Genomic DNA, 17,744 nt, shown 5'->3' with positions numbered 1-17,744 from the left:
TATGAGTGATGTAACTGCTGAGCAAGTCGAAGAATTAGTAGCCTCCTATCCTGAAATCGTCAAATTTGGTAGCGAGACAGATGCGGTAAGTTACGATTGGATCCAGAAGGCAGAGAACCGATTGGGATTTCCGCTTAGCACATCATATAAGTGGTTTATAAAAAAATATGGAGGAGGAGAAATAGGTGGAGAAGAAATATATAGTATATATGGAATTGATTTTGATGCGGTAAATGGTGGAGATATAGTCTATCAATATATTGTTGGGCAAAAGAACGGGCTACTGGAAAAGAATAAAGTTGCTGTGAGTGAAACAGATTATGGAGAAGTATTCTTTTTTTATTACGTATCAAATTCGGCTGAAGAGTGCCCGGTATATTTGAGGCTTCCTTCAGGCGAAGAAATTATGTATTCGTCTAATTTCTTCGAATTCCTCTATAAGCGGATCAAAGCGCACATTTGAATCCGGCGAGTGTGATCCGTCTGACGGGTGGGAATCGAAGTTTGGGGCTCCTTGTGAACCCGGGCAGCCTCCTGAAGAAGTGAACCGCACTGAATTTGCCGGACACCATCATTCCCTTCCTGGGCGACGCCTATTTCGAAAACCAGCTGATTGAAAAGCAGATTCAGCAGCTTGCCGGCCAGGGCCTGGGACCGGGCTCCTTCATCCCCGGCAGCGATGCCACCGAGCAGGTCAAGACGCTGCTCGACAACGGCGCCGATTACGCTAGCGACAACAATCTGCAGGTTGGCCAGGCGCTCACGCCCGAAGCGGTCGCCGCGCTGACGAAGCCGGTCGTCCTCTATCAGAAGCAGGTGGTCAATGGCATCGAGGTGCTGGCGCCGGTCGTCTATCTCCCGGGCACGGCAACGGCGCAGCTGACCGCCTCCGGCGCGCTGATGTCAGGCGCGTCGGTCTCCGTTGCGGGCGGCGCGATCAACAATTCCGGCGCCATGGTCGCCTCCAACGATCTCTCCGTTTCCGGCTCTTCGATTTCTTCGAACGGCGGCACATTCAAGACCGGCAATGACGTCTCGCTGTCCTCCTCGGGCGCGCTGACGCTGAGCGCGCAATCCATGGATCTCGGCGGCCAGGCGATGGTCAATCCGAACGCCGCGGTCACCGTCGGCGGCGATGCGATACTTGCCGCGGCGACCGACCTGACGCTGAACGGCGCTCTGGTCAGTGCCACAGGCAACGCCTCGCTCACCGGCAAGAATGTGACGCTGGATGCAGCCAAGGTCGACAATGGCGGCCAACAAAATGCCACCGGCAGCCAGGTCGCCAGCGGTAAGGCCCTGACGATCAAGGCAACGGACAATGTCAACGTCATCGGCAGTTCGGCCAAGGCGGGCACGACGCTCGATGTGACCGCCGACAATGGCTCGGTGGCCGTGGTGTCGACCGATGTCGCCCGCAACAACCAATCCGGCTACACCAGGACCCTCTCCACCGACCAGCAGCAATCGCAGCTATCTGCCGGCACGAATGCGACGATCAAGGCCGGCGACGACATCCTGCTCTCCGGCTCCTCCGTCAAGGCCGGCGGCAATGCCGCGCTCAGCGCCGGCGACGATATCAACATCACGGCCGCGCAGGAGCAGTCCGAATCCACCTTCGGCAAAAAATCCGCCTCATCGATCACCCATGTCGGCTCGGAGATATCAGCCGGCGGCGATCTCTCGGTCACGGCAGGCAGCGGCAGCGGCGATCACGACCTCAATATCGTCGGAAGTCAGCTCGCCGCCGACGGCAAGGTCGCTCTCAAGGCCGATGGCGACGTGACGATCGCCGAGGCCACCGACACCGCGAGCCTCGACACCAAGCTCAGCATCAAGGGCGGTTTCCTCGGTAGCAGCGAGAAGACGACCACCCATCTGGAAACGACGACGGCCGTCGGTTCCGCCATCACAGGCGGTGGCGGCGTCGACATTGAGTCCGGCCAGGACACGGTCATCTCGGCCTCGAAGATCGAAGCCGGCAATGAGACCGACACCGCGAACCTGAGCATCACCACCAAGGGCGACCTCATCATCGCCTCCGGCAAGGACACCAGTGCCAAGGATGACAAGGGGTCGCGCAGCGGTTTCCTGTCGAAAGGCTCGTCCAGCTACAAGAGCTATGACGAGACCACCGTCGGCTCGCAGCTGAGCGCCAGCGGTGACATCAATCTCGACGCGGGCAAGGCAGCAGTAATTGCCGGTTCAAAGGTCGATGCCGAGGGCTCGATCAATGTCGCGGCCGACAATGTCTCTATCATCGGGGCTCAGGAGACGCACGAGCTCGAGGAGCAGCGCAAGAAATCCGGCTTCGGCGTCGGCGGCGGTGGCGGCTTCATTTCTATCTACGGCAGCCAGCAGAACAAGGGTGCCCAGGCCTCGACGCTGAATGTCGGCTCGGCGCTTTCAGCCGGCGAGGACGTCAACCTCACGGCGCGGGCGACCGATCTGAACATTATGGGCTCTTCGGTCGATGCCGAGCGCGACATCAATCTGTCGGCCAAGCGCGACGTCAACGTCACGCCGGGTGCTGAAAGCTTCTCGCAATCTGAAGAGGAGAAGAAGTCCGGATTCGGCCTGTCCTTCTCCGCCGGCAATGGCGGCTTCTCGGTCGGCATCGGCGCGCAGACGAGCAAGGACAGCTCGGCGCATCAGTCCGATACCAATGCGGCGTCGATGCTGTCGGCCGGCCGCGATCTTAATATCTCGGCCGGCAACAACGTGAATCTGCAGGCCGCCGGGGCCTCGGCCGAGCGTGACGTCAATCTCTTTGCCGGCAAGGACATCAATCTCCTGTCGGCCAATGATGTCACCAACTATGAGGAAGTGCATGAGAAGACGTTCGCCGGCGTGACGCTCTCCGTCTCCAGCCAGTTGGGAAGTGCGGCCCAGAGCATTATGAATTCGGCCGAGCGGCTGACCAGCGACACCCGCGTCAACGCCGTCACCAACACCACCATTGCTGCCCTCGGCTTCTATCAGGGCTACAAGGGCCTGAAGGAAGCCTATCAGCAGCTGACGGACACGTCTCCTACAGCGGAAGGCCTCAAATTCTCGGTCTCGCTGTCGGCCGGCGTCAACCATCAGGAAAGCAGCTCGTCCTCGTCATCCTCGACGCCAGTCGTGACCGACATTCGTGCCGGCCGTGCGATCACGCTGGAGGCGCAGGACGGCTCGATCACCAGCGATGGCGCGCAGATCGCCGCCGGCTATGACCAGTTCGGCCTGCCGACCGTTTCGAGCGACCCGATGGCCGGCGACATCTTTCTGTCGGCGAAGAACGGCAATATCAACCTCAACGCAGCGACGGGCACGTCGGATACGTCAAGCGAGAACTTGTCCTATAGTGTCGGCGTCGGCGTCGGCTGGAAGTGCGGCACAAAGTCCGGCTGCGGCGCGCCCGGCGTCAATGTCACCGGCTCCTACGGTAAGGGCAATGACGGCACGACTGGGCTTACGAATTACAACAGCCATGTCATCGGCACCGGTGACGTCACCATCCTCACCAACGACCTCACTTTGAGAGGCGCTACCGTCACCGGAAATTCCGTGACCGCGGTCGTCCGTAACCTGACAATCGAGAGCCTGGTGGACACGGCAACCGCCGAGGCTCGCCAGCTCAATCTCTCCGGCTCGATCGGGAGCGATGGCTTCAGCGCTTCTGGCTCGACCCAGAAGGCGACGGGCGACGCCGCCATCGTCGCCGAGCAATCCGGCATCCACGCCGGCACCGGCGGCATTGATCTGACCATCGACGAGAAGACGACCCTCGTGGGCGGTCTGATCACCAGCCAAGCCCCGTCTGACCAGAACCACTTGGAAACCGGCACGCTTGAAGTCACCGACGTCGACACCCATTCGCGCTGGAAGGCCGACACCTACGGCGCCTCGATCGGCTCCGGCGGCCTGAGCCTCGCAAAGGTCAATGACGGAGAGAGCGAAACCGGCAAGGCCTATTCGGCCATCGGCGGCAATATCGGCATCACCATCACCGATCCCGAGCACCAGACGCAGGATATCGGCACGATCCGCAGGGACACCGACAACACCAACACCTCGCTGCCCGGCCTGCCGGACCTGCAGAACATCCTGCGCGACCAGTACAAGACGCAGGCCGATCTGCAGGAAGCCCAGGCGACGATGGCGGGGTTGGTCGGTGACATTGCCAACGAGCTCTACAGGCAAGCCGCTCTGAGTGGAGACCAGACCGGAATGGACTACTGGAAGGAAGGTGGGATCGGCCGCGCGGCACTCCATGCGGTCGGTGGTGGTATCCTTGGCGGAACCAATGGCTGGGAGGGGGCGATTAAAGCCGCTCTCGGCGGAGCTACGACCACTCTGCTAGCGCCAGCCATTGCGGCCCTCGTCGATGGCATGCTTAAAGGCACGCTAAATACGAAGGAACACCGGAGGGCGCGGCCCTCGCCAAGCTGGTCGGAGCGAGCCTGACGGCTGGTATCGGCGGGATCATTGGCGGCGGCGAAGGTGCAGCTTACGCGGCAGCCAACTACCAAAACAATTATCTCAAACACAAAGAGCTGCAGGAACTCTACGAGAAATTCGCCGCGTGCGAGAAAGTAGCCAACCCGGTTGCATGTCGTCAGAGTGCCTGGAACACGGCGATCGTTCAATCGCGCGCGAACCTCACCGCGCTCAAGTTGTGCGGCAACAATCTGAGTTGCGTTAATGAAAAACTACAGGAAATCAAAGCTGGCGATCAGATGCGCGTCCTTATCGGGAATACCGAGTGGACGCTGGATCCGAACGCATCGCCTATGGCGATAGCAAACACGCTGTATGGATGGCAAAGTGATGTGGAAGGTGAGACCTGGCAATATCTTGCTCAAGTGACTGCGGGCACCCCCCTCTTTGGTGAGTTTGAGGGCTTGCTTGCCCGACACGGATAGATGGAAAACTGACCGCAGTTGAAGCAAAATATGTGGCCAACTGGACGAAATCGATCCGAAACCCATTCGGCAGTATAGGTTCCTGGTCATGGTCGAAGACGGAGCAAGCGAAGATGCTGGCGCAAGCAAAGAAATATTCGCAGGCGTTTGCGGGCGGCGTAATTTATCACACTAATAGCGTCGAGTTTGCAAACTATTACTCAAATGTATTTCTTGCGAACGGCATATCAAACGCAAAATTTCTAATTACTCCAATCAAGTAAAGGAGAGGACATGGTTGGCGAAATCGATAGGCTGGAAAGAATACTTGGAGGCAAATTTGAGCGGCGTAATGCGCGGGTAATTCCCGGTACGCAGGCTGTCGATGGCGTCGAGTTTTCATATTTCTCCGACGATGGGAAAAACAAATTCGCCAAGCAGTTCAATAACCTCACCCGAAACGTTGAACCGAGGGCGGCGACGCGAGGAGGATTGAATGAAAGTGGGTGCAAGATTACCCCACCGGGCGGCCCCTTATTTCATGCAATTGAATATCACGGTGACGTTGAAGGTTGGAGGCAAGATGTCAAGATCGGTGCAAAAGGTCTTGGTCTGCTTCTAGCCCGAATTGAAAATGGAAACTTCATAATTTCCGACGGACGATGTTTTCCCCTGTCTGAGTGCCTAGTCGATTTTAACTGAGCGACCAGCACGCCTCATTCTTCGGATTGAAACCATGAAACTGATATCCGTCGCAGAAGCCGACCTAATGGTTTCTACAAATCTGGAAGAGCTGCATATTTTTCATGCGGCCTTAAACGAGATTTGCAACGGCATAGAAATTTTCGAGTTTGAGACACGAATCGGAGCTAGTCTCGAAGAAGTTAAAGGTGTCATGCGTTCATTGGATGAGATTCTAGATTCTTGAAGCTGTTCACTATGGACTCAAGATAACGTCCGTTTTTTTATGTGGATGATGCGGTATCAGATCCCATTATCTGGATTCGTATATTGCCGTCGAGAATACGGCATCGAAGTCCCCTAGCTCAAATCATGAAGATCGGCGGCAATCGCCGGCCCAATCCAAAACTCCGAAAACTGCACCTTCCCACGACGCTCCGGCGTGCACGCAGTCGGCCCACCTCATAGCGCTCGGCAGCAGTCAAACAGGTGGCCGGCCGCTTTGGTGGCGGCATTTACCGCTTTGATCCTGCAACTGGAATAATGACCGATTATTAGAGGCGTTTATGCAACACCACATGATACGAATGTTCGTCAACACCGACGCTGTGACTACTGATTGGTCTATTGGTGAGGAGGTGTTGTCGGCCTTCTGCGAAGCGGACGCCCGCCTAGTGCCTGAGAGTATACATCAATGGGAGACGCGCATTGGTGAGTTTCATTCTATCGAGCAGTGTGAGCCCCATTGGGCAGGGATTGCGCGCTGGCGCATTAACGGATCGCTGCTTGAGTTCCCGATCGGGCTAGGTTGGAGAAGAAAAAAAGCCGTCAAATACCAAGCCGAAATCAAGCATAGCCAAACTAGCGTGCATGGGCGTTGGCTTGGTGGAGGCCTATCTGTTTATGCTGCACCACATAACACCCTCGACTGGGTGCCCGTTTTTCGGCGCGCGTGCAATGCCATGACATCCACATTTGGCATCTTGCATTATTTCACGCCTGTCGAGGATACGGGAAGGCCCGGAACAGGTGAGGGTTATTTTAGCGGGGGTATAATCCCAAGCAAAGGCATGCCTAAACGCATACCCAATATTGGCTGGGCCACGTTCTTTGGAGGAGAATTTGCCAAAGACGTCAAGGCAGAGCAGATTGCGGAAGCGGGATTCGCCATTGAAGAGGTGGGTGACGGATATCTGGCTAGAATAACGGACAATATCAACGATGTTGCCGATAGTTACCCTCATTTTTCAAAACGGAGGGCCGAACTCAAGAAGCTGTTTCCTGACGACTTCTTTCTCGTCAAAGATGAGCCGATATCTCTATAATTACTGCGGTTTGGCGTTAACCCTGTTGCTGGCGATTCTGAGCGCAATATACCGCATTCACCGTGTCCCTAACTGAAACCCGGGATATCCTTGCGTCACCCAAATCGCCCACTTGCCGCAAGGCGCTCCTCGTCGACATTTTAGTCAGTCTCAGTCCTTCGATCACGCATGCGCTTCCCTGCCGCGATAGACCTCCGGATCGGGGATCGGAACCGCGGCGATCAGCGCGCGGGTGTAGTCATTCCTGGGGTTCTCGAAGATATTCCGCCGTGTGCCGGTTTCGATGATGTGGCCGGCGCGCATGACGGCGACGTTGTGGGACATGCGCTCGACCACTGCCATGTCGTGGGAGATGAAGAGATAGGCGAGCCCCATCGTTTCCTGCAGTTCGAGCAGCAGGTCGAGCACGCGGGCGCGGACGGAGACGTCAAGCGCTGCGACGCCCTCGTCGGCGACGATCAGCTTGGGCTCCAGTGCCAGCGCCCGGGCGATGCAGATGCGCTGGCGCTGGCCGCCTGAAAATTCGTGTGGATAGCGCGTCGCCGCATCAGGCGTCAGGCCGACCCGGCGCAACAGTTCGGCGACGCGGTCCTGTCGTTCACTGTGGTTGCCGATACCGTGGATGAGCATCGGTTCGCCGATCGCCTTGCCGACGGCCATGCGCGGGTCGAGCGAGGCATAGGGATCCTGGAAGATCATCTGCGCCGAGCGGCGCACGGGCCGCATCTCGCGCTGGTTGAGGCCGGCGATATTGCGGCCGTCGATCAGGACATTGCCCTTGAAAGGGATAAGACCGAGTACGGCCTTGCCGGTCGTCGATTTGCCGGAGCCGCTTTCGCCGACGAGGCCGAGGGTTTCACCCGGCAGGATATCGAAGGAAATGCCATCGACGGCTGCGACCGACGGCTTGCCCTTGAAAAACCGGCTTGCAGCATTGCCATAGGTGACGGTGAGGTCGCGCACGTTCAGAACCGGCGTGCGGTCCGGATGCAGCGTCTCGACGGCGCGCTGGGTGATGCGCGGCGGGTGGTCGGTGCCGGCAAGCGCGCCGAGCCGCGGGACGGCGGCCAGCAATTGCTGCGTATAGGCCTCCTTCGGCCGCTGGAAGACGGCGAGCGCTGTTCCCTGTTCGACGATCCTGCCATTCTGCATGATGACGACGCGATCGGCCATTTCGGCGACGACGCCCATGTCATGCGTGATCAGGATGATTGAGGCACCAAATTCGCGCTTCAACTCGCGCATCAGCCGGAGGATCTGCGCCTGCACGGTGACGTCGAGCGCCGTCGTCGGCTCGTCGGCGATCAGCACCTTCGGCCGGCAGGAGAGTGCCATGGCGATCATTACCCGCTGGCGCATGCCGCCGGAAAGCTCATGCGGATATTGCTTCAGCCGCCGGGCCGGCTCGGTGATCTGCACGGCATCGAGCATCTTCAGCGCCACCGCCTCGGCATTGTCGCTGCCCTGGTGCGCGCGGATTGCCTCGGTCAGCTGGTTGCCGACCGACATGACCGGGTTCAGCGAGGTCATCGGCTCCTGGAACACCATGGCGATATCGCCGCCGCGCACGCTGCGCATCGCCCGGTCGGAAAGCCTGAGCAGGTCGCGCTCGCCGAGCATGATGCTGCCGGAGGCGACCTTCAGCGAAGCCTTCGGCAACAGACCCATGATCGACAGCGAGGTGACCGACTTGCCGGAGCCGGATTCGCCGGCGATGCAGAGCGTTTCGCCGCTTGCAAGCTCGAAGCTGACATCCTGGAGCACCGGCTTGCGGCCTTCGGGTGTGCGGGCATCGACGCTCAGATTACGAAGGCTGAGCACCGGTGCTGCGGCGGGCATGGCGTCGTTCACGCGAACACGATCCTCGGGAAGTAGAAGGAGACCACCCAGTTCGGCTGGTCGACGATCTCGCTGATCCGCAGGTCGCCGCAGACCGAGCAGAGCAGATAGGCATTGATGGCGCTCATGCCGTGTTCGGCGCCGAGAAGATCGATCATACGCATGACGCTTTCGCGCGCCCCGGTCATCAGATCAGGGCCGATGCCTGTCGTCACCTCGTAGCCGGCGCCGTCGAGATGGCGGGTCACCGGTTCGGTGGTGGTGAAGCGCGGCGTCTGCAGCTTGGTGTCCTTGACGAGCTCGATCGTCGCTTCGACGTTCATCTGGCTTTCGATCGCCGTGCCGCAGACTTCGCCATCGCCCTGGGCGGCATGGGTATCACCGATCGAAAACAGCGCGCCGTCGACCTCGACGGGCAGATAGAGCGTCACCCCCGCCGTCAGGTCGCGGATGTCCATATTGCCGCCGACGCGGCGTGGGGGAACGACGGAATGCGTGCCGGGCTCGGCGGGTGCGACGCCGATCGTGCCGGCGAAGGGCTTCAGCGGCACGCGGCCGCCCGGGCCGTAAAGGGCGGGCACCATGCTGTTGGCGTCATAAGACCAGACATGCAGCGCCGGGTCCGTGAATTGGTCCGCAAGCAGGCCGAAGCCCGGAATATTGGCCGTCCAGCCGACACCCGAGGGAATGAACTTGCGCAGCGTCACCTTCAGCGCATCGCCAGGCTTGGCGCCTTCGATATAGACCGGGCCCGAGACCGGGTTGATCTTGCCGAAATCGAGCGCGTTCAGCGTTTCCAGCGTCGCGCCGCTTCCGAGCTGGCCACCCGATGAATCCATGCATTCGAAGTGGATCGTCTCGCCGGGCTTGGCGACGACGGCGGGGGTGAAATCCTTGTTCCAGCCGAAATTATGCTGGGCGCGGTGGATGGTGTGGGTGCAGGCGATGCACATGGCATATCTCCCTCGATTTTATGACGCCTTCCCGGGTGGAACCGGGAAGGCTTTGTTTCTTCATGGCTTATTGCTGACGAAGATCGCGTCGTAATTGATGACGCGGGTCGGATCGATGTAGATGTTGTCGGCACCGCCCATGCGCAGCGACTTGGCGACGACGCGGCGTTCGTTAATGACAGGGATCCACGGCGCATCGGCCATGATGTCGGTAAAGATCTTGCCCCAGGCGGCGGTGCGCTCGGCTGCCTTTGCCGGATCGGACATGGAGTCGGCGGCAACGGCGCGCTTGTCGAGATCTGCGTTGCAATACCATGACCAGTTCCAGCCGCCTGGAACCGCGCCGGCGCAACCGAGGATCGGGCCGTAGAAATTGGACGGGTCCGGGAAGTCGGCGATCCAGGCCATGCCACCGGACCAGATCATCGGCGCTTCGCCTTCCGTACCGCCGGCCGAGATGACGTTTGCCTGGGCCAGCGCCCGGACTTCGGCCTTGACGCCGACGGCAGCCAGATCCTGCTGGATCGCCTGGGCGATGCGCGGCTGCGGGTCGGTGTTGGTGGAGTAGAGCACGGTCTCGAAGCCATCAGGATAGCCGGCTTCGGCAAGCAGCGCCTTGGCTTTCGCCACATCATAGGCATAGCCGGCGAAGGATTTGTCGTAGCCCGGCATCAGCGGCGGCAGCGGCTGGTTGGCAGGCGTTGCGCGGCCGTTGAGGATGCGGGTGATGCGCTCCTTGTTGATCGCCATGTTCAGCGCCTGGCGAACCTTGACGTTGTCGAAGGGTTTCACCTTGGTGTTCAGCGTGATGTAGCCGGTATGCAGCTGTTCGCCGTCGACGATCATCTGCGCGCCGTCGGCCGAATTCTTGATTTCAAGAAACTTCGCCGGCGGAATGCCGTCGCCGGCAATATCGACCTCGCCCTTCTGCAGGCGCAAGAGCGCCACCAGCGGCTCCTGGCCGACTTCGACTTTGAAGCTGTCGATATAGGGAACGCCCTTGACGAGATAATCCTTGTTGCGCTCGAAAACGAGCTGCTGGCCGATCGTCCAATCCTTCAGGATGAAGGTGCCGGAGCCGACCGGCTTCTTGCCGAAGTCGCCGGCCGCGGCCTCGACGGCTTCCTTCGGCACGACCGAGGCGAAGTTGATCGCAAGCACGTGCAGGAAGGTGGCGTCGGGGCGCGAGAGGTTGAAGATGACGGTGCTGTCATCCGGCGTCTCGATGCCGGAAAGCGTCGTCGTCTTGCCGCCGGTTTCATCCTCGAAGCCCTTGATGGCGCCGAAGAAGCCGGCGCCGGGCCCTTGAGTCTTCGGGTCGACGGCGCGTTCGATCGAATATTTCACGTCGGAGGCGACGACCTCGCGGCCGTTCGAGAACTTCACGCCCTTGTGCAGCTTGAAGGTATAGATCAAGCCGTCGGGCGAAACGGTGAAGCTCTCGGCAAGCGAGGGCACCGGGTTCGGCGTGCCGGGCGCATAATCCATCAGGCGGGAATAAAGGCTCTTGATCATCGACCAGTTGACCCAGTCGTAGCCGATCGCCGGGTCGAGCGTGGTGATGTCGTCCTTGTAGGTGACGACGATATCGCCACCCTGCTTGGGCGTTTCCTGCGCCATGACGGATAATGGGGCGAGCGCCACCATCGTTGCCATGGTCGTCTGTTGCAGCCAGCGTTTGAACATCTTGGTTCCCCTTCTTTGGTTGCTGTCAGCGTGTGCGGATGCGCGGATCGATGACCGGCGCGACGAGATCGGCAAGCAGGTTGCCGATGATGATGGCGAGCGCCGAGGTCAGGGTGACGCCCATGATGATCGGGATGTCGACCTGCTGGATCGCCTGCCAGGCCAGCTGGCCGATGCCGGGCCAGCCATAGACCGCCTCGACGACGACCACGCCGCCCATGAACTGGCCGATATCGATGCCGATCATGGCAATGATCGGCAGCACGGCGTTGGGCAGCGCATGGCGCAGGATGACGCGCTTTGAGGAAAGACCCTTGGCGCGCGCTGTGCGGACATAATCCTGGTTCAGCACGTCGATCATCGACGAGCGCACCATGCGGGCATACCAGCCGGCGCCGCAGATGCCGAGCGTCACGGCCGGCAGGACGAGATGCGCGAAGCTGCCGTAGCCGCTCATCGGAAACCAGCCGAGCGTTGCCGCCAGCAGATAGAGCAGCAGCAGGGCGACGAGAAATTGCGGTGCGGAGGTGCCGACAAAGGAGGCCATCATCACCAGCCGGTCGACGAAGCCGCCGCGGCGCATGGCAGCGATGGTGCCGAGCGTCAGGCCGAGCACCACCTCGACGAAGATGCCTGCAAGCATCAGCGTCAATGTTGCCGGCAGGCGGGCGGCGATCAGCGTCCAGACGTCGGTTTTCTGCGCATAGGAGCGGCCGAGATTACCATGCAGCAGATTGCCGAGATAGGTGCCGAACTGGACCAGCAGCGGCTGGTCGAGGCCGAGTTCATGGCGGATGTTGGCGACCGTCTGGGCGGTGGCGCTGCGGCCGGCGATCATGCGGGCCGGGTCGGCCGGAAGGGCGTAGAGCAGCACGAAGGTGATTGCCGCGACGCCGAGGAGGATGAGAGCCGCCTGCGCCAGCCGGCGCAGCATGAGTGATGCCATCAGCCCCTCCCGCGCTGGGTCGGGTCGAGAATGTCGCGCAGCGCGTCGCCAACGAGATTGAAGGAAAGCGCCGTCAGAAGGATGATCGCGCCCGGAATGAAGACGAGCCAGGGGGCGGCCTGGAAATAGCTTTGGCTCTCGAAGATGATGTTGCCCCAGGAGGGCTGCGGCGGCTGGACGCCGACGCCGAGGAAGGAGAGTGTGGCCTCGAGCAGCACCGTGGTGGCGATGCCGAGCGTGCCCCAGACGATTGCCGTCGGCACGAGGTGCGGCAGGATATGCATGAAGAGCACGCGCATATGGCCGGCGCCGAGCGAGCGTTCGGCCATGATGAAATCGCGCTCCACCAGGCCGCGAGTCTCGGTATAGACGATCCGGGCGACCTGCACCCAGTTGACCAGCGCGATCACCATGGCGACGATCCACAGGCTCGGCTTCAACAGGGCTGCCAGCACGATGGCGAGCAGCAGCGCCGGAAAGGCCATCATCAGATCGGTGAAGCGCATCAGGATGTTGCCCGGCAGTCCGCGGAGATAACCGGCAACGATGCCGACGAAGAGGCCGATCGCCACCGCGATGCCATTGGCGACAAGGCCGATGATCAGCGAGGTGCGGGCGCCGAAGAGCAGGCGCGAGAAGAGGTCGCGGCCGAGCGTGTCGGTGCCCAGCAGATAGGGACCGCCCGGCGGCAGCGGCGCGCCTTCGAGCGAAAGGCCGTCAAACATCTGCTCGTCTGGACTGAACGGCGCGATCCACGGCGCTGCAATTGCGAGCGCGATGACGAGTGTGACGACGATCAGGCCGAAGAGGGCCGTCGGCTGACGGATCATCTGTTTCAGCACATGCATCAGCCCGCCTCCGGCAGAGGTTCGGCACCCGCCAGGATGAAGGCCGATATCTGCTCCATCGGCAGGCGGCGGCGCATGGCGCAGTTGCGCAGGATTGCGTAAGCGCTCTCCTCGTCGATGCCGCGCGCGGCCTGAAGCTTTTCGACGGCGGCGTGAACGAGCGGCCGCAGCCGGACGCGCTCTTCGAGATATTTCAGCTTTTCCGCAGTCGCCTTGCGCTCCTGATGAATGGAGACGGCCATGACAAGCGCCGGATAGACGGCCGATGTGGCGATCGGCTTGGCGATGATCGCGCCGGCACCCTGTCCGAGCGCCCAGGCGATGCGGCCGGGCGCCTCCGAACCAAGCAAGGCGACGACGGGGCAGGCAGGCGTTTCGCCGTTCCAGGGCAGCAGATCGTCCCAGCCCTGGTCGGCATCGACGATGACGAGATCGGGAAGTGCCGCGGCCGAGAGCGGCGCCCATTGCAGCGTTGCATGGATGCCGAGCAGGCGAAGCTGGCGGATCAGCTTTTCGGTGTTGCCGTCCTCGCGGTGCAGGACCATCGCCTGCCAGCCGGTGAAATTGGGTGTCTCTCTCATGACACCACCCTCAGCCGTGGAAACGCCTGGCGGTTGCGGCCGGTCAGATAGGGGTCGGCGGCAAGCGGCGGCCGCGAGGCGACGACATCGAAGCCGTTGTCGGCGTTGATCCGGCCGAGATGGAAGGGCAGGGCGGCATGATTGGTCTCGCGGTCGATCGAAAGTGCGCCGAACGGGGTCGGCCAGGATCGATTGTAGAGCTCGCGCCGAACGGCCTCGGGCTCGTCACTACCGGCAGCGACGATCGCGTCGACGCAGAGCCGGACGGCGGTATAGGCGCTGGCAAAGACGCTGGAGACACGCCGCTCGGCGCCGTGATGCTCGGTGACACGGACCTTGAAGGCGGCATTTTCGGGGGTCGCGATACTATCGAAATAGGAAGCGGCGCAAAGCTGGCCGGCAGCAGCTCCGGCGGCGATATCGTCGAGTTCGCATTCCATCAGGTCGCAGCTCACGACTGGGCAGTTTTCCGCGCGGAAGGCCGGGTCGCGATCACCGAGGGCCTTGATCGCCTCCAGGAAGGCGTAGCTCGAGGGGCCGATCAGATTGTTGAGGATGAAGCTCGGGCGGCGTTGCGCGATCTCGGCGACGGTGCGCTCGACGGCGGTTTCCTCGAGCGGAAGATAGCGTTCACCAAGCACCTCGCCGCCGGCATTGGTAATGAGTTCGCGGGCGAGCCGGTTCATCTCCCAGCCCCAGACGTAGTTGGCGCCGACGAGATAGGGCCTTGCGCCGTAACGCGGGATCAGGTGCTCGAACAACGGCAGCAGATGCTGGTTCGGGCAGCCGCCGACATAGATGACGTTCTCATTGGCCTCGAAACCTTCATAGGGGCACATATACCAGAGCAGGCCGTCATGTTTCTCGACGAGCGGGATGACTTCCTTGCGTGCCGCCGACGTGATCGTGCCGACGATATGGCGGCAGCCGGCGCGCAGAAGATGACGCGCGCCGTCGAGATAGGCGGCAAGATCGGCATGCGGATCGAAGAAGACCGGCTCGATTGCCAGCCCTTCGACGCCGGCATATTCGGCCATCGCGAAATCGGCGCCGTCGCGCGCGTCGCGGCCCATCGAGCCGTAGGGGCCGGTGGTCGAAAAGAGGATGCCAATTTTCAGCGCGTCGTTCATCAAGTGACCACATCAAAAACCCCACGACGCTGATCCCATCGAGCGATGAGGCGTCATGGGGCGAAACTGCCCAGAGACTATCGGAGTCATGTCAATGCGGCCAGCCTTCTGCCTAATCCGCAGGCTTGAGTAAAATACAGGCAGCTTGTCTTTGTCAAGTGTGCTGCGCGGCACTCGCAGTCATTTGATCTTGTTCTTTCGGTAGAGCAGCCAAAGGTCGCTCTTCTAGCTCAAATCATGCAGATCCTTGGCGGTCGCCGGCCCAATCGAGAATTCGGAAAAGCGCACCGTCAGTCCGCTACGCTCCGGCGTGCAGGCGGTCGGTCCGACCTCGTATTGCGCCACTGCCGGGAAGGGCGCGAGCCGCAGCAGCGGCCAGAAGCTGCCGTCGCGCGAGGCCTGGATGCGCATCGCGCCGTTGGCGACAGTGACGCGAATACGGAAATCCTCCAATTCCCTGAAGGGCTGTGCCACCGACCAGTCGGACTTGCCGTCGGTGACGACGGTGCTGAGGAAGGCTTCACCGTCGGTGAACTCGACGCCTGTTTTCACCCAACGTTTTTCGTCGATGCGAACCATCAGGCCGGCCTGGTCGTAGAGCGTGCGGAATTCGCCCTGGACGCGGATCTGCGCGGTGAAGGCGTCGGTGGTGGGAAAGGCGAGGAAATGGCCGCTGTCGCGGGTGAAGCCGTAATGGGTTTCCCGCCAGAAATCTGTTTTCTCGTCGGTCGTTAGGGTGAGGCCGGCTTCCTCCGCGTGCCAGATGGCCGGTTCGTTCAGCCATTTTCCGTCGTTGAAATTGGTGCTCATCTGATTGTCCCGTTCTGTTGAGGCGTCACCGCAGGGTGTTTGACTCACCTTGGCATAATGCGCGGTCTTGTTGCAGGCCGGCGCAGCCGAAGTTGTGTGTTTTTCCGGCGTCTCGGCATCGGCCGAGGGCATAATCCGTCGCTCGTGCTTGACAGGATCGATCCATCTCTTATTCTGTTACAAAAAGATGAATTACATAATTGTGGAACTAAATGGGAGATCTCACATGAAAACACTGGTCGCATTCCTTCTCGGCACCGCGCTTGTCGCCCTGCCTTCGACCCTCTTTGCCCAGGAAAAGGGCGGCGTCATCAATGTCGCGACGATCGGCGAGCCGCCGACGCTCGATCCGATGTCGTCGACGGCCGATCTGGTCGGCATCGTCACCCAGCACATTTTCGAAACGCTCTACACCTTCGACAAAGGCTGGAACGTCACGCCGCTTCTGGCCGAAAGCCTGCCTGAGATCAGCGCCGACGGCAAAACCTATACGATCAAGCTCAGGACCGGCATCAAGTTCCACGACAATAGCGACATGACATCGGAAGATGTCGTCGCCTCGCTTGGCCGCTGGATGAAGATCGCCTCGCGCGGCAAGCAGGTGGCCGGCTTCATCGATAAGGTCACCGCCGTCGATCCGGCGACCGTGACGATCACGCTGAAGCAGCCCTATGCACCGCTGACCTCGCTGCTCGCCTTCAACAATTCGGCCGCGATCATCATCCCGTCCGAAAAGCAGGACGAGCCGATGAAGGACTTCATAGGCACGGGTCCCTATATGCTGAAGGAGCGCAAGGCTGACCAGTATATCCAGCTCGCCCGTTTCGATGGCTACAAGTCCCGCGAAGGCGACAGCAATGGTTATGGCGGCGCCCGTCATCAATATCTCGATGAGATCCGCTTCGTGCCGGTGCCGGATCCGAACACCCGCGTCGAGGCAGCCGTTTCCGGCCAGTATGATTATGTCGACTCGATCCCGGTCGAATCCTACGACAAGCTGAAGGCCTCCACCGCCTCGCAGCCGATCATCCTGAAGCCCTTCGGTTATCCCGTCTTCGTCTTCAACACGAAAGAAGGTATTGCCGGGAATGTCGAGGTCCGCAAGGCGATCCGTCAGGCGCTCAGCATGGAAGATATGCTGGCCGCGGCCTTCGGCAGCACGGATTTCTACGCGCTCGACGGCGCCATCTATCCAAAGACCTTTGCCTGGTCGACGGATGCCGGCGTCGAGGGCGCCTATAACGTCGCCGATCCGGAAGGGGCGGCCGCTGCCGCCAAGAAGGCCGGCTACAATGGTGAACCGATCCGTATACTGACAAGCCGCCAGTACGAATTCCACTACAAGATGGCGCAGGTCGCCGCCGAATATCTGAAGCTTGCCGGCTTCACCGTCGATATGCAGGTTGTGGACTGGGCGACGCTGACGCAGCGCCGCGCCGATCCGAAGCTCTGGGATATCTACATCACCCACAGCCCTTTCCTGCCGGAGCCTGCCCTGATCGGCTCGCTCTCGACCAGTTCGCCGGGCTGGTGGGATACGCCGGCTCGCAAGGCTGCCGTCGATGCCTTCACCTCGGAGGTCGATCCGAAGAAGCGCGTGGCGCTCTGGGCCGATGTTCAGAAGGCGATCTATGCCGACGCCCCCTTCATGAAGATCGGCGACTTCAACGCGGTTTCGGCGGAATCGACCAAGCTCGAAGGCGTCGATCCGGCTCCGTGGCCGTATTTCTGGAATGCTTCGATGAAGAAGTAATGGAGTGACTTTGATGGCCACCGCTTGCTCCCTCATCCCTGTGCCCTCAGGGCTTTGCCCGAGTGAGGTCACAGGGATCCAGCCACGGCGCGTCTGTGCCGTGATTGACCCTTATTCGGTCAAGGAGTCTTCCGCGCCCAAGGACTTGGGCGCGCTGGATTCCTGTAACAAGCACAGGAATGAGCGACTATCTGGGTTGTCAAGTTGCATATTCGAATTCTCTTCGCGCATCTCGTGCTTTTGCATTGAGAATGACCAGGAGTTTTCGGGCGAGCGCGATGCGGATGACCATTTTGGGTTTGCCGG

13 protein-coding genes and 2 pseudogenes are annotated in these 17,744 nt (G+C 60.6%); 6 read left to right on the top strand and 9 right to left on the bottom strand.

The window, feature by feature from the left end; genetic code table 11:
- Window position 1: 1 nt before the first annotated feature.
- The 5 genes and pseudogenes from GFM02_RS03375 (at window position 2) to GFM02_RS03350 (ending at window position 6,892) form a co-directional block, all read left to right on the top strand.
- Window positions 2–463 carry an SMI1/KNR4 family protein gene (locus GFM02_RS03375; RefSeq protein WP_168320806.1) on the top strand — a complete coding sequence of 154 codons (462 nt, stop codon included), beginning with the start codon at window positions 2–4 and terminating at the stop codon, window positions 461–463.
- Window positions 464–561: 98 nt separating this feature from the next.
- A pseudogene (locus GFM02_RS03370) lies at window positions 562–4,574 on the top strand (hemagglutinin repeat-containing protein); the annotation flags it as partial.
- A gap of 606 nt (window positions 4,575–5,180) precedes the next feature.
- A complete protein-coding gene (locus GFM02_RS03365) occupies window positions 5,181–5,588 on the top strand; it encodes a hypothetical protein (RefSeq protein ID WP_168320805.1) in 408 nt (135 codons plus the stop codon).
- Window positions 5,589–5,622: 34 nt separating this feature from the next.
- Window positions 5,623–5,814: a hypothetical protein gene (locus GFM02_RS03360; protein ID WP_168266544.1), complete on the top strand. Its 192-nt coding sequence runs from the start codon at window positions 5,623–5,625 to the stop codon at window positions 5,812–5,814.
- A 340-nt stretch (window positions 5,815–6,154) separates the two neighbouring features.
- Complete coding sequence (locus GFM02_RS03350) at window positions 6,155–6,892, top strand: hypothetical protein (RefSeq protein ID WP_168320804.1); 738 nt, start codon at window positions 6,155–6,157, stop codon at window positions 6,890–6,892.
- Window positions 6,893–7,054: 162 nt separating this feature from the next.
- Here GFM02_RS03350 and GFM02_RS03345 read toward each other — a convergent pair whose 3' ends face one another.
- The 8 genes from GFM02_RS03345 to GFM02_RS03310 form a co-directional block, all read right to left on the bottom strand.
- Window positions 7,055–8,743, bottom strand: a complete 1,689-nt coding sequence (locus GFM02_RS03345) for a dipeptide ABC transporter ATP-binding protein (RefSeq protein ID WP_168320803.1) — start codon at window positions 8,741–8,743, stop codon at window positions 7,055–7,057.
- On the bottom strand, window positions 8,740–9,684 hold the full coding sequence (locus GFM02_RS03340) for an acetamidase/formamidase family protein (protein ID WP_168320802.1): 945 nt from the start codon (window positions 9,682–9,684) through the stop codon (window positions 8,740–8,742). The genes GFM02_RS03345 and GFM02_RS03340 overlap by 4 nt, the downstream gene beginning before the upstream one ends.
- 60 nt (window positions 9,685–9,744) lie before the next feature.
- Window positions 9,745–11,370: an ABC transporter substrate-binding protein gene (locus GFM02_RS03335; protein ID WP_168320801.1), complete on the bottom strand. Its 1,626-nt coding sequence runs from the start codon at window positions 11,368–11,370 to the stop codon at window positions 9,745–9,747.
- Window positions 11,371–11,395: 25 nt separating this feature from the next.
- Entirely contained in the window at window positions 11,396–12,316 is a 921-nt protein-coding gene (locus GFM02_RS03330; RefSeq protein ID WP_131662266.1) for an ABC transporter permease, read from the bottom strand.
- The gene (locus tag GFM02_RS03325) at window positions 12,316–13,164 is read right to left on the bottom strand and encodes an ABC transporter permease (RefSeq protein ID WP_064246611.1); all 849 of its coding nucleotides are present in this window, start codon (window positions 13,162–13,164) and stop codon (window positions 12,316–12,318) included. The genes GFM02_RS03330 and GFM02_RS03325 overlap by 1 nt, the downstream gene beginning before the upstream one ends.
- Window positions 13,164–13,745 carry an ANTAR domain-containing response regulator gene (locus GFM02_RS03320; RefSeq protein ID WP_130790602.1) on the bottom strand — a complete coding sequence of 194 codons (582 nt, stop codon included), beginning with the start codon at window positions 13,743–13,745 and terminating at the stop codon, window positions 13,164–13,166. The genes GFM02_RS03325 and GFM02_RS03320 overlap by 1 nt, the downstream gene beginning before the upstream one ends.
- Window positions 13,742–14,875, bottom strand: a complete 1,134-nt coding sequence (locus tag GFM02_RS03315) for a transporter substrate-binding protein (protein WP_168320800.1) — start codon at window positions 14,873–14,875, stop codon at window positions 13,742–13,744. The genes GFM02_RS03320 and GFM02_RS03315 overlap by 4 nt, the downstream gene beginning before the upstream one ends.
- Before the next feature lie 225 nt (window positions 14,876–15,100).
- Entirely contained in the window at window positions 15,101–15,685 is a 585-nt protein-coding gene (locus GFM02_RS03310) for a DUF1349 domain-containing protein (protein WP_025397520.1), read from the bottom strand.
- A 226-nt stretch (window positions 15,686–15,911) separates the two neighbouring features.
- On the opposite strand from GFM02_RS03310, the gene GFM02_RS03305 reads away from it, so the two are divergent.
- On the top strand, window positions 15,912–17,438 hold the full coding sequence (locus GFM02_RS03305; protein ID WP_168320799.1) for an ABC transporter substrate-binding protein: 1,527 nt from the start codon (window positions 15,912–15,914) through the stop codon (window positions 17,436–17,438).
- 199 nt (window positions 17,439–17,637) lie between these two features.
- Here GFM02_RS03305 and GFM02_RS03300 read toward each other — a convergent pair.
- Window positions 17,638–17,744, bottom strand: a pseudogene (locus tag GFM02_RS03300) (IS110 family transposase); the annotation flags it as partial.

The sequence above is a fragment of the Rhizobium leguminosarum bv. viciae genome (assembly GCF_012276115.1).
GTDB lineage: Bacteria > Pseudomonadota > Alphaproteobacteria > Rhizobiales > Rhizobiaceae > Rhizobium > Rhizobium leguminosarum_T.
Note: the sequence above shows the minus strand (reverse complement) of the source record. Positions and strands in the feature narration are given on the sequence as shown.

Bases quoted from the DNA above. Each gene is read 5' to 3' on its own strand.
- GFM02_RS03305 (WP_168320799.1), top strand. From the start codon at position 15,912: ATGAAAACACTGGTCGCATTCCTTCTCGGCACCGCGCTTGTCGCCCTG.
- GFM02_RS03330 (WP_131662266.1), bottom strand. From the start codon at position 12,316: ATGGCATCACTCATGCTGCGCCGGCTGGCGCAGGCGGCTCTCATCCTC.
- GFM02_RS03335 (WP_168320801.1), bottom strand. From the start codon at position 11,370: ATGTTCAAACGCTGGCTGCAACAGACGACCATGGCAACGATGGTGGCG.
- GFM02_RS03310 (WP_025397520.1), bottom strand. From the start codon at position 15,685: ATGAGCACCAATTTCAACGACGGAAAATGGCTGAACGAACCGGCCATC.
- GFM02_RS03365 (WP_168320805.1), top strand. From the start codon at position 5,181: ATGGTTGGCGAAATCGATAGGCTGGAAAGAATACTTGGAGGCAAATTT.
- GFM02_RS03325 (WP_064246611.1), bottom strand. From the start codon at position 13,164: ATGCATGTGCTGAAACAGATGATCCGTCAGCCGACGGCCCTCTTCGGC.
- GFM02_RS03375 (WP_168320806.1), top strand. From the start codon at position 2: ATGAGTGATGTAACTGCTGAGCAAGTCGAAGAATTAGTAGCCTCCTAT.
- GFM02_RS03350 (WP_168320804.1), top strand. From the start codon at position 6,155: ATGTTCGTCAACACCGACGCTGTGACTACTGATTGGTCTATTGGTGAG.
- GFM02_RS03320 (WP_130790602.1), bottom strand. From the start codon at position 13,745: ATGAGAGAGACACCCAATTTCACCGGCTGGCAGGCGATGGTCCTGCAC.
- GFM02_RS03340 (WP_168320802.1), bottom strand. From the start codon at position 9,684: ATGTGCATCGCCTGCACCCACACCATCCACCGCGCCCAGCATAATTTC.
- GFM02_RS03315 (WP_168320800.1), bottom strand. From the start codon at position 14,875: ATGAACGACGCGCTGAAAATTGGCATCCTCTTTTCGACCACCGGCCCC.
- GFM02_RS03360 (WP_168266544.1), top strand. From the start codon at position 5,623: ATGAAACTGATATCCGTCGCAGAAGCCGACCTAATGGTTTCTACAAAT.